Origin of the sequence: Sphingomonas sp. BAUL-RG-20F-R05-02 (assembly GCF_022662305.1) — a bacterium.
Lineage (GTDB): Bacteria > Pseudomonadota > Alphaproteobacteria > Sphingomonadales > Sphingomonadaceae > Sphingomonas.
Genome location: NZ_JAKNQH010000041.1, coordinates 1 through 8,762, shown reverse-complemented (window position 1 = coordinate 8,762; position 8,762 = coordinate 1). Strand labels below are relative to the sequence as shown.

Here is an 8,762-nt window from a genome sequence, read left to right as displayed (position 1 = left end):
AAAAGCCGCCCTTCTGCAAACCACCACTTCAAGACGTTCAGCCGGCGCGGGCGCTGGCCTGCGGCTCGTAAGCCGACCGTCTGCTTCGGGTAAGAAAAGCGGACCTTCCTTAAACGCCCACTAGCGGACAGTGGCGATGTCGCTGTAAGCAAGCGGCATGGCTGCATCAACAATCCACGCCTTCCTCAAGCAGCTTGACGTAAGCCGAACCCGCTACTCGCTCACTTCGATCCGCGAGGGCGCGGTGATGGTCCATGTGGTGCTGCCGGGAGAGCGTTGGGAAATGGAATTTTTTGAGGACCGGGGTCCAGAGGTCGAAGTTTTCCGTAGCGACGGGACAATCGGCGGCGTGGAAAAGGTCGAAGAGCTACTGCGCTACGCGGCGGAGTGAACGTCCGCTCCCCACCACCTCAAGCCGTTCCGAAGCCTCCAACCCGTGCAAAGCGCCCGAAAGCTGACCGGCAGCTATTGAGACGAAAAGCGGCCGCTCCGCAGTCGCCCTAAATTGGACATTCGCAAAGCGGGTATTAGGCCGCGACTGACCTATGTGCCTCGGTCAATTGATAAACCGCCGTTGCCCAGAGCGCAGCAGCCGCCCCCAGGCCCACAAAAAGTGGACGATCACCAGTCGGAACGAGCATTCCGACCGCCCCAATCAGCACCAGGCCGGCAGCCGTGAGGTCGTATAGCCGCACTGGGATGCTGCGCGCCGAGGGTAGGAAGTGAAGACCGACGATCGCCGCTACAACCGAAAACGTCGCATCCGGATGATGCATCCGGTGGGTGCTGTCAGTCTAATGCGAACTCGTCTCTGCAGGATGGAGCTACCGCTGCGGCTTCGGTTCTCAGGCCATGACCAGCTGCCACTCAGCCAGTGCGGCCGAGCGGCGTTCCTTGTAGGTCTGGCGATCGATGAGGTGGCGTTCCAAGTTAAAGTGGTTGTGGACATTGGCGTGGACGGAGGCGAACTTCTGTAGTGTCTTCATTCGCCTAAACCTGAGCATCGCTCGCTCACGTCTTCGGAAGGGCAGGTGGCTGTTCTCGACCCGGTTGTTCGCCCATCGGCCTGTCTCTTGCTTTCCGGCGTTACCAAGCTCGTTCATGGCTGACCGGTAGGAACGAAGCCCGTCCGTGGTGATTGTCTCGGGTGAACCGTGACGTTTCAGCGCCTTCTTCATGAAGCGCAGCGCGGCGTCTTTGTCGCGGCTCTTGGTAATGTAGCTCTCGAGGATCTCACCTTCGTGATCGACGGCACGCCAGAGGTATACCATCTCGCCGTTGAGCTTCACGTACATCTCGTCGAGGTGCCATCGCCAATGTCGGAAACCGCGCATGCGCGAGACGCGCTGCCGGTGAATGTCGCCAGCGAACATTGGTCCGAACCTGTTCCACCATTGCCGCACGGTTTCGTGGCTGATGTCGATGCCGCGTTCAAACAGCAGATCCTCGACGTTCCGCAGCGACAGCGGGAACCGCACGTACATCATCACGACAAGGCGGATCACCTCAGGCGACGAGTTGAAGCAGCGAAATGGGGAGGGCGGCTTGGCTCGGGATTTGCGGCTCATCCGAAAGGGCTATCACCGCGCTAACGCCGCTGCCACGTTGGTCTGACAGTGCCCGACGAGATCTTTGCCATCTGGATCGAGAAGGCGCTGGTTCATCGCAAAACGGCGTTGACCAAGCAGGCGGAGCGGCTCGACCGCGGCTACTGATCCGGCGCAGCGGATAGTGTCTCGCGGATCGTTTGACATGGTCGCGCGCCGCAGCGCCGCGCTGATCCCTGCCAATTTTGACCGTGCAACTGCGTCAAGCTAAGCTGCGTGACCAAATATTGAGCGCTTCGCCGGCAGGCGGCTTCTGGGGCGGCATTCGATCGGCGGCTTTTCGGCTTTCTATACCGCTGTGCAGACAGGCGGCTAGCTGCCCAAGCCCCGTCGCTCGATTAACAGTCGAGTGGAACGCCGTTGTTTTCAACGTCAATTATCACATTTTCTGCGTCTGTTCACCCACGGTATCCCGCCGAGTCGCGCTAAATGTAATAACGCCCGATTACCCGCGCACCGTATCGTCTCCCCCCACCCCCGCAGGAGCCGAGCGGTGGGCGGGGGAGAGAAAAAGGCGAAAAGCCTCAATGCGCTCGCTTGCTGATCGCGACGATGTAGTCGACAACTTCATTTAGAACCGGATTTGCAAACTCAAGTCCCGCGAAGCCGTAGCCACACCAGGTGACAGCACCAACGAAGATCATTGCGCCGTCAATTGTTATCGCGACGGCGGAACCGGGGCGTAATTTCACGGGCGTTTCAATAAGAACACCGGTTCTCGATAAGTTAGAAAGAATTACCACGAAGTCGCCGATTAGCGATGTAGTAGCCGTTCGGGTCAGACGGAGCTGATGACGCTCCGCACGGCGCTCGTCGAAAGATGCGCTGCCGCCATATTGCGCAGCCGTAGATCCGATCATAGAGGCGCTCCGGCTCGGTGAATTTCTTGCGCTCTGACGATCACCTAATCAGAAAGGTCATGACGCATCATCTCGTGCAACTTGCTCAACGTGATATGGATCTGTTGCGCTTTCTCCGCAGTCGAGCGGCGCGCCAATTGGCGCTCCTGCTCCGCACGTCGAAAATGAATTCACGATCCGAAGCATAACGCTTCAGCATCGCACCCTCTTCCTATTCTCTTGTTGAATGAACTTTGCCACGAGAACGATAACGTTTGGTGGAGAAGTGCGGTTAATACCTAGGCTTGCCAACGACCGCAGCGATTTGACGAGAATGGGATCATCCGGCAGCGATCCCAAGCACGGCAGGCCGGAGCAATGCGGACCCACCCGCACCATCTTGGCCCTGATCGGAGGGAGTGATGCAGGTAGCGCATGACGCATGACGAAGAACGCTGGGCTGAGGCACTTGCGATCGAGCAAATCCACGGCGACGGTGCGCACGACTGGGTGATTGAGCGCATCACGCAGCTGGGCGCGGACGGTGACGAAGCGGGCGTGGCGCGGTTCATGGAGATCATCGATAGGCTCGATATGCTTCGACAGCGCAGGGCAGTGCACTGAGACAGCTAGACTTTCCGCTGCGCGTGCGACAGCATTCATCGCGAAGTAGATGGACTGCCGTGTTTATCGAGCGCTATCACCTTCAGAGGCGAAAGGGCTGGGGCGCAATGAAGCTTCGTGTGGTACTTGATGTTGACGTTTCGCTTCACAAGAGGCAGCCTGACGTTAGTTCTGAGAGCTGCTCCAAGAACAACGTCATGCATGACCTGCCGCCAAGACGCGATGCTACGGAGATCGCGCAGCTCCTCGCGACGATGTTGTGCGTATCCAGTGGGGCTGATTTCGAGCGCTTCGTAATCAATAATGAGCAGTTTGGGCTAGTGGCTGCGGCAGAGGTTGTAAGCGCGGAGGAACTACCTTTTCACGCCATGCCTTCGAACGACATCTGATGTGCAACCGCGCTCGCATGAGCCATGAGCCGGAGGCCCTGTGGGGCTCCGCATCCCAGTTATTCGACGAGCGGCCGCGCGACAACCGCTTTGATCCGCGCGAGCTGCGCCCGAAATCACGAAACTACGTTATCCGCGAGTGGGACGGTGAGCGTGCATGGGACGTCATGCTGTGGGATGGGCTTGGAGGCGGCGCGGCGTGGCCAATGACGAACGTCCGCCAGCTCGGCCTAAAGCAATGGCGCGCGCTCGCGGCGAACCCAGAGAACCGCTGCGTCATCCCGCTGACGGAGTTCTGCGAGTGGACGCCTGAGCCCGTCGATCTGGGCGACGGCAAGAAGCCGCTCAAAGGCGAAATGTGGTTCCAAGTGACGGACCAGCTCGTCTTCCCCGTCGCCGGCTTCTGGCAGCGGACAAAGGAGGGGAAGTGCTTCACGATGGTGACGTGCGATCCGAACGAGCTGGTCGCGCCGATCCACCCCAAGGCGATGATCACGATCCTTAAGCCTGAGGACGTCGATACGTGGCTGCGCGGCAGCTATGAAGAGGTAGTGGGCCTTCAGCGACCGTACCCGGCCGACAAAATGACGGTGCGCGGGCCGGTATTCCCGACGCGAGGGATTGGCGTCCAGAACTCGGCTGAAAACTACTGAGGAGCTTGACGTAGGTGTACTGTCTTGCAACCAAAGCCGATGCTGTTAGCGATTTCCATGCTACTCACGAGCGGTTCGGCCGTTGCGCTGCCTGAACGTGCTGCATGGTACGCATGCCTCGACAGCTACGCGCAGGTTCAGATGATGAGCAGCAAGTAGCCCCCTGCCATAGTTGCAGAAGGGGCCATTGCCTGTGCGAAGGAGCGTCGCAATTTCCAAATAGCATATAAGCGGAAAGTCGCCAACAACGCAGATTCAGCTCTCGCGGCTCAAGACTTTCTTGCGAGCAAGCACATGCTTGATTTTGTCATGCGGTCACGTCTGGTTCGTTGACCAGGTTCGTCGGCAACATCAGTTTAGGTAGGAACGAGCCGGGCAGGCTGAAAGACCGCCCGGCTCTGACCACGTCACTCTTGGGGGAGATACTTGTGGCTGCCCACCTTATAGCGGGATACGCCTCAGTGGCTACCGTCCCGAGTGCAGGTCGTTCTCCGCATCAATCGCGAACCCGGCCTGCTTGAGGCGTGCGACGATCGCCAGATAGGGCTGGATACAGGCCTGATGCGCCAGCCGATGCTTGTTGGTCGCAATCGTCCAGAACTCAACGAGGGCAGGGCTGTCGGTGATATGCGTTAGAATGACCCGTAGCGCCAAGCGCAGGGAAATAGGGTCGCCTTGAACTTGCGACGACGGCACGATCGCCCGCAGCACCTGAAGCGCAACGTTGACGTTCGTGGTTTCGTAGCGGCTTGGCATAGCTGCACATGAGAACGAAAGCAGAACTGTAGGAAAGTGATTCGTTCAACGTAGCAGCAGGTGACGCTCCATCAGTCCCGCCTCTATCAGCCGCTCGAACTGAACCTCTGGTGCCTTCGGGGAACATTGAGGACGAAAACCAGGCCGAGACAAGGGAAATGCCTCGGCCTGGCAACCGCGTTGAAGCGGTTCGTCCTTGCTGACGAGGGGTCGCCTAGCGAAGCTGATCACCTTGAGAAACCCCTCAGACCCATAACGGGTACCCAGTTATGGTTAACGATGTGTACATATTTTTATGGCCCCGTTAGCGACACTGCATCTGCGGATTGTGGAGCTCTCCGATGGCGAAGAGCACTCGTCTTGCTGGCAAAGGGAATACACATGAACAAGATGATCACGACTATCGCCGCGCTAGCGGCGGCCACTGTTGTTGGCGCTCCGGCCTATGCAAACGTCACCTGCGAGCCAGGTGATTGCGTTGTAACCGGCACCTCGAAGCTTGCCCCGAAGGCTAGCTTCATCGTGACCCCGGGTAATGTAGACGCGTCCTATCGCGGCCCGATCTCCGCTAGCTTTGGCAACACAGTTATGTCCAAGGGCAACTTCACCGACACTTTCAACTTCCTGCTGCCTACCAACGGCGTGGGCGGTGGTACGGTGACGACCGTCGCCGCTAAGTTCCACAACGCGACCGATCTGGATTTCACGTCGGTTCTGATCAACGGCACCGCTGCCGCTATCACGAAGTCGTTTAACGGGATCGTTGAGTTTGCCTCCTCCGCGGGCGTGGCGCTCCCTGGCGGCATGAACTCAATCGTTATCAACGGTCTGTCGCGCGGCAACGGTTCGTACGGCGGCAGCCTGAGCTTCACACCTTCGGTTCCGGAGACGGCGACCTGGGGCATGATGATCCTCGGCTTCGTCGGCATGGGCGCTGCGATGCGCTATCGTCGCAAGTCGACGAAGGTCGCTTTCGCATAATCTTTACAGCCTAATGAAACGAGAGGGCCGCCGGGTAACCGGTGGCCCTTTTCATAGTGTCGAGGCAACGTGCAAAGCATGAGCACCCGAGCCGCCGTCTAATAGATATTCATCTCAACAACAGGCGATGCTCTACCAAGCCGGTGCCTGTCAGCCGCTCGAACTGGACCTCTCGTGCTTTCGGGAACATCGCGTCTCGCGCTCCCAGCCACGGTATATCGCGAGGGCTGCCGATCCAGCCGGCTAGGTGCAACACGCTGCCTTCGTCCAGGTCGTTCACGACGGTCATACGGTCGTAATGCGACCCACCGTTAGGATGACGTCGTACCATCCAAGCATCGGACGGGATCGGCGTGGCGACGAGGCGGCTATCGCCATAGTGGAAGACGCGCGTCACCGTTGGATGCAAGCCCATTGCAAGACGGCGATCAGCGTCATTGCGCCGGCCCACAGCCACAGCCCGATAGGGTTGATGCGGCGCGGGGTCACTTGCCCCGCAGCTCGTCCAGATACGCGCTATGCGGAACCAGCACGCGCGTACGCTGCCATTTCCAGCATCTGCGACGCCGGCCCGCCATACATATGATAGCCGGCGCCTCCGAAAGCTTTGGAACCTTGAACGAAAGGCAGCGTCGTATAGGAAAAAGGTCCACCTGAACGTGGGATAGTAGAGTCCCACGATACATCGCCGGCGACAAGCACCGTCGGAATGTTGACCGCATCAAACGCTGCCCGAATAGCAACACCCGCAGCGAGCATGTCGCTCGGGTTCATCTGCATGCCGGGATAGGTTACCGGGTTGAAGTTCGGCTCATTCGATACGCTGGCAAAATCGGAATATCGCCCGTGCTTCGAATAGAAGTCTTGCTGATCCTTGACGTGGTACTGCGCGAAGGCCGCGAGGTTCGCCGCCGTGTTCTGGAAATAGAGCGTCGTACTTGTGCCGCCTGCAATCACGGCGGGCGACTTCATGTAAGGCGGCGCCGACCACGGCGTTCGCATCGTTTTCGTCGCCGGGTTTGCCGCATAAATGAGGTTCAGAGCAGGGTCGACGTAAGTCAAATCCTGCGCCGTTGAGAAGGATGCCAGCCCATCGTCAGTCGTGGAGTTGTCGTAGAGCGAGAATCCGCGTGAAGCGGAAGGCCGTCAGCTCGGAGACGTGGTGGCCGACGATCTCACCGGCGCCCGTGCACGAATACGACTGCCCGATCATCCAGCGCCGCGCCGACGGTCGGCTGGTGGTGCTCGGCCCGGCCGGGATCACGACAACCGTTTTTGCCGATGGCTGGGCCCGGCAACCCAAAGAACGAAAATGGGGAAGGCAAGCAGCATGATGCTTTTTCGCGAGAAGGTGGCGGCCGCTGTGCGCGCCTCCAATGAGCCGATCTACGTGTCCGCTCTGCTGTGGATCGGGCTGGCCGCTAACGCCGCCATGTTCTGGGCAGCATGCGCATGAACGGGCTCATCTACTTTCGCGCCGATCACGAGCTGATAGGGCGCGTCTTGGCGGAGAAGCTGCGCCGCCGCGCCGATCGTGATCGCCTAGGCGATAGCTTCTCCGTTCTGCCGTCCCGAAGTGCTCGGCGACCGTCGAGGGCGCCATGCTAGGCGGAATACAGCAGGATGCCTTCTCGCTTCAGTGCCGAAAGCAGCGTCTCGTCGTAGCGGGTTGCAGAATTAAGGTGGACTTTGAGCGGGGTCATCATCTGGAGCCTTGCCTTCCAGAACCGCCCTTCGCTGAGCCAGATCGAAAGCGCCTTGTTCTGAGCGTCTTCGCTTTCGCTGTCCCAGCCTTTGATTCCGACGGCGAGATCGACGTCGCCGTCGATGTTGTGAGTACCTCTGGCCCGAGATCCATAAAGCCAGAGATGGCTGATCTCCGGCATATTTGCCGCCCAGCGTTGGAACTGGCCGGCTACGCCATCAGGAATCCCCACCATGAACGATCGCTCCATCATCTTCAGTACCCCGATGGTGCGCGCGCTCCCGGCGAGGTGCACGCTATGAAGCGCACCTGCCGCAGCCGCACCGACCGCGATCGCCTCGACGATAGCTTCCACATCCTCAACCCTCAACCTGCGAGCGCATCCATGCCCAGCGATAGGCGGCGCGTCTTCATCGCGACCGGTCACTATGTCGAAGCCCGTCGCCTGGCGCGCGCGCCAGCACGTGACGGCAAGGTGCTTCTCTCCGTCAACTCGCACCGTCCGCCGATTGAGGTGGATGAGGCGCGTTGGAATGTTGCGGAGGTCGTCCGTGGCTGATCGAGCAGCGCCGAGATCAGTCGATGTCCTCTCGCTGAACTCTCACGAAACCCTGAGTCAACCTTCCGGCTTCGATCGCACGCGAAACAGCCTCTTCAAGCGCTTGAGCGTCGCGATAGCCGGGTTCCACCGCTCTAGTATCCGCAGCCCGCATGATCAGATTAGCAAAGTCGCGATCGTTGAAGATTGCCGTAGCACGCCGTCCCTCCACCAATATCGGAACCGCGCGAGATTCGCCGACCCTTTGAATAGGTCGCATTCTGTCTATGCGGACGATGTAGGTTCCCATGTCGATGCCCCCATCAACTTAAGCGCTGACGTTCTGCGCGCCATTTTTAGCAGGGGCAAGTCATGAAGCGCCGCCGCCGCAAGTTCGCCCAGGTCCGCCGAGAGCAGGACGAGAGCCTCGCCCGCTACCTTGACGATCATGCAGACAAGCTGAAGGCGTCCGATCAGCCGGAGGTCGCTTTCGCTACCCGCGCGCAGTACGACGCCTATCGCGCCGCCGCCCGCGCCATGGAACGCCGGAGCATGGCCACCGCCGCTGCGATCTGTTTCGAGGGGTGCCAGCGCGTAGGCGACATCACGCGCGAGATGGGCGAGGCAGGCCTGGTGCGCATCGGCATGACCCTGCTGGGCGGCATAGCGG

General features: G+C 59.7%; 13 protein-coding genes and 1 pseudogene. 7 read left to right on the top strand and 7 right to left on the bottom strand.

Going from position 1 to position 8,762, the window contains the following annotated elements:
- Positions 1-157 precede the first annotated feature (157 nt).
- Positions 158-391: a hypothetical protein gene (locus tag L8F97_RS22080; RefSeq protein ID WP_242154854.1), complete on the top strand. Its 234-nt coding sequence runs from the start codon at positions 158-160 to the stop codon at positions 389-391.
- 454 nt (positions 392-845) lie between these two features.
- Here L8F97_RS22080 and L8F97_RS22075 read toward each other — a convergent pair whose 3' ends face one another.
- Together L8F97_RS22075 and L8F97_RS22070 are read right to left on the bottom strand one after the other, a co-directional pair.
- The gene (locus L8F97_RS22075; RefSeq protein WP_277925145.1) at positions 846-1,568 is read right to left on the bottom strand and encodes an IS6 family transposase; all 723 of its coding nucleotides are present in this window, start codon (positions 1,566-1,568) and stop codon (positions 846-848) included.
- Between the two features lie 563 nt (positions 1,569-2,131).
- A complete protein-coding gene (locus L8F97_RS22070) occupies positions 2,132-2,467 on the bottom strand; it encodes a PilZ domain-containing protein (protein WP_242154852.1) in 336 nt (111 codons plus the stop codon).
- A gap of 414 nt (positions 2,468-2,881) precedes the next feature.
- On the opposite strand from L8F97_RS22070, the gene L8F97_RS22065 reads away from it, so the two are divergent.
- Together L8F97_RS22065 and L8F97_RS22060 are read left to right on the top strand one after the other, a co-directional pair.
- Positions 2,882-3,070 carry a DUF6961 family protein gene (locus tag L8F97_RS22065; protein ID WP_242154850.1) on the top strand — a complete coding sequence of 63 codons (189 nt, stop codon included), beginning with the start codon at positions 2,882-2,884 and terminating at the stop codon, positions 3,068-3,070.
- A 388-nt stretch (positions 3,071-3,458) separates the two neighbouring features.
- Entirely contained in the window at positions 3,459-4,112 is a 654-nt protein-coding gene (locus L8F97_RS22060; RefSeq protein WP_242154848.1) for an SOS response-associated peptidase family protein, read from the top strand.
- A 465-nt stretch (positions 4,113-4,577) separates the two neighbouring features.
- On the opposite strand, the gene L8F97_RS22055 is transcribed toward L8F97_RS22060, so the two are convergent.
- Positions 4,578-4,868, bottom strand: a complete 291-nt coding sequence (locus tag L8F97_RS22055; protein WP_242154846.1) for a hypothetical protein — start codon at positions 4,866-4,868, stop codon at positions 4,578-4,580.
- Between the two features lie 381 nt (positions 4,869-5,249).
- Here L8F97_RS22055 and L8F97_RS22050 point away from each other — a divergent pair, with 381 nt between their 5' ends.
- Positions 5,250-5,849, top strand: a complete 600-nt coding sequence (locus tag L8F97_RS22050; protein WP_242154845.1) for an FxDxF family PEP-CTERM protein — start codon at positions 5,250-5,252, stop codon at positions 5,847-5,849.
- Between the two features lie 109 nt (positions 5,850-5,958).
- On the opposite strand, the gene L8F97_RS22045 is transcribed toward L8F97_RS22050, so the two are convergent.
- Both L8F97_RS22045 and L8F97_RS22040 read right to left on the bottom strand, forming a co-directional pair.
- Positions 5,959-6,246, bottom strand: coding sequence for a hypothetical protein (locus L8F97_RS22045; RefSeq protein ID WP_242154843.1), 288 nt, complete (start codon positions 6,244-6,246; stop codon positions 5,959-5,961).
- A gap of 119 nt (positions 6,247-6,365) precedes the next feature.
- Positions 6,366-6,911, bottom strand: coding sequence for a hypothetical protein (locus L8F97_RS22040; RefSeq protein WP_242154841.1), 546 nt, complete (start codon positions 6,909-6,911; stop codon positions 6,366-6,368).
- Between the two features lie 68 nt (positions 6,912-6,979).
- Between L8F97_RS22040 and L8F97_RS22035 the strand changes: the two genes are divergently transcribed.
- Together L8F97_RS22035 and L8F97_RS22795 are read left to right on the top strand one after the other, a co-directional pair.
- Positions 6,980-7,183 carry a hypothetical protein gene (locus L8F97_RS22035; RefSeq protein WP_242154838.1) on the top strand — a complete coding sequence of 68 codons (204 nt, stop codon included), beginning with the start codon at positions 6,980-6,982 and terminating at the stop codon, positions 7,181-7,183.
- The gene (locus tag L8F97_RS22795; protein ID WP_277925144.1) at positions 7,180-7,305 is read left to right on the top strand and encodes a hypothetical protein; all 126 of its coding nucleotides are present in this window, start codon (positions 7,180-7,182) and stop codon (positions 7,303-7,305) included. The genes L8F97_RS22035 and L8F97_RS22795 overlap by 4 nt, the downstream gene beginning before the upstream one ends.
- 148 nt (positions 7,306-7,453) lie before the next feature.
- On the opposite strand, the gene L8F97_RS22940 is transcribed toward L8F97_RS22795, so the two are convergent.
- Positions 7,454-7,909: a nucleotidyltransferase domain-containing protein gene (locus tag L8F97_RS22940; RefSeq protein ID WP_242154837.1), complete on the bottom strand. Its 456-nt coding sequence runs from the start codon at positions 7,907-7,909 to the stop codon at positions 7,454-7,456.
- 220 nt (positions 7,910-8,129) lie between these two features.
- Positions 8,130-8,402 carry a hypothetical protein gene (locus L8F97_RS22025; protein ID WP_242154858.1) on the bottom strand — a complete coding sequence of 91 codons (273 nt, stop codon included), beginning with the start codon at positions 8,400-8,402 and terminating at the stop codon, positions 8,130-8,132.
- A gap of 62 nt (positions 8,403-8,464) precedes the next feature.
- On the opposite strand from L8F97_RS22025, the pseudogene L8F97_RS22020 reads away from it, so the two are divergent.
- Positions 8,465-8,762 (top strand): annotated as a pseudogene (locus tag L8F97_RS22020) (hypothetical protein); the annotation flags it as partial.

Bases quoted from the DNA above. Each gene is read 5' to 3' on its own strand.
- L8F97_RS22080 (WP_242154854.1), top strand. From the start codon at position 158: ATGGCTGCATCAACAATCCACGCCTTCCTCAAGCAGCTTGACGTAAGC.
- L8F97_RS22075 (WP_277925145.1), bottom strand. From the start codon at position 1,568: ATGAGCCGCAAATCCCGAGCCAAGCCGCCCTCCCCATTTCGCTGCTTC.
- L8F97_RS22070 (WP_242154852.1), bottom strand. From the start codon at position 2,467: ATGATCGGATCTACGGCTGCGCAATATGGCGGCAGCGCATCTTTCGAC.
- L8F97_RS22065 (WP_242154850.1), top strand. From the start codon at position 2,882: ATGACGCATGACGAAGAACGCTGGGCTGAGGCACTTGCGATCGAGCAA.
- L8F97_RS22060 (WP_242154848.1), top strand. From the start codon at position 3,459: ATGTGCAACCGCGCTCGCATGAGCCATGAGCCGGAGGCCCTGTGGGGC.
- L8F97_RS22055 (WP_242154846.1), bottom strand. From the start codon at position 4,868: ATGCCAAGCCGCTACGAAACCACGAACGTCAACGTTGCGCTTCAGGTG.
- L8F97_RS22050 (WP_242154845.1), top strand. From the start codon at position 5,250: ATGAACAAGATGATCACGACTATCGCCGCGCTAGCGGCGGCCACTGTT.
- L8F97_RS22795 (WP_277925144.1), top strand. From the start codon at position 7,180: ATGATGCTTTTTCGCGAGAAGGTGGCGGCCGCTGTGCGCGCCTCCAAT.
- L8F97_RS22025 (WP_242154858.1), bottom strand. From the start codon at position 8,402: ATGGGAACCTACATCGTCCGCATAGACAGAATGCGACCTATTCAAAGG.